Consider the following 1,006-nt stretch of genomic DNA (forward strand, 5'->3'; position numbering starts at 1 on the left):
TCGATGAAGATGACCCGGGTGAAGGTGTCGACCTGCATGATCGCCGGCGTGGCGAAGTCCGAGAGGGTGTACAGCGCCGAGAGCAGCGCCCCTGCGGCGATGCCGTTGCGCACCCGCGGCAGCACCACGCGCAGCAGTGCCATGGGCAGGGACAGGCCCAGGGTCCGGGCGGCGTCCACGAGCCCGGCGTCGAGCCCCCGCAGCGAGGCCCGCGTGGTCAGCAGCACGAACGGGTAGGTGTAGAGCGCCATGACCAGCGCCGCGCCCCACAGGCCCCGTACCGGCGGGGTGGTGAGACCCAGCAGGTGCTCGATCTCGCCCCCCGGGCCGAACGCGGCGAACAGCGCGAACGCGCCGATATAGCTCGGCATCGCCAGCGGGGCCGTGAGGGCGACGAGCCAGAACCGGCGCAGCGGCAGCTCGACGCAGGCGCTCGCCACCGCCAGCGGCACGCCGATGAGCACCGCGCCGGCGACGCTCAGACCGGTGAGCAGGGCGGTCTCGCCGAGGATGCCCAGCGCGCGGGGGCTCAGCGCCGGGCCGGCCCCCACGCCCAGATAGAGCAGTACCGCCACCGGCAGCAGCGCCGCCGCGGCGACCACTGCCGCCAGGGGATAGGAGAGTGGCGCCCGCCTCACAGCACCCCGACGTCACGCATCAGGGCGAGGGTGGGCTGGAGCTCCGAGAGCCGGGTGAGGTCCATGTCCGGCGGCTGGATCCGCGAGAGCGGCGGCAGGCCCTCGGGCATGTCCACGCCGGAGACCAGCGGGATCTCGTAGGCCTCGCGGGCGAGGTAGCCCTGGACCTCGCGTGTGAGCAGGTAGCGCACGAAGTTGAAGGCCGTCTCCCCGGGGTTCAGCACCATGGCGCCCGCGGCATTGAGCAGCGAGCCGGCGTCGCCGCGGGTGAACGCCAGCGCCACCGAGGCCTCCGGCATGCCCGCCTTCAGCCGCAGGGTGTAGTAGTGGTTGGCGAGCCCCAGGTCCACCTCGCCGCGCTCGGTGGC

At 73.4% G+C, this 1,006-nt stretch carries 1 protein-coding gene and 1 pseudogene; both read right to left on the reverse strand.

All coding sequences use genetic code 11. The features are described 5' to 3' along the window. Positions 1-638: iron ABC transporter permease (locus G7A99_RS21035; protein WP_163143853.1), on the reverse strand; the 638-nt coding region annotated here is incomplete at its 3' end. Further along, a pseudogene (locus G7A99_RS21040) lies at positions 635-1,006 on the reverse strand (ABC transporter substrate-binding protein); the annotation flags it as partial. The gene G7A99_RS21035 and the pseudogene G7A99_RS21040, both read right to left, overlap by 4 nt.

Source organism: Arhodomonas sp. KWT (assembly GCF_010993615.1).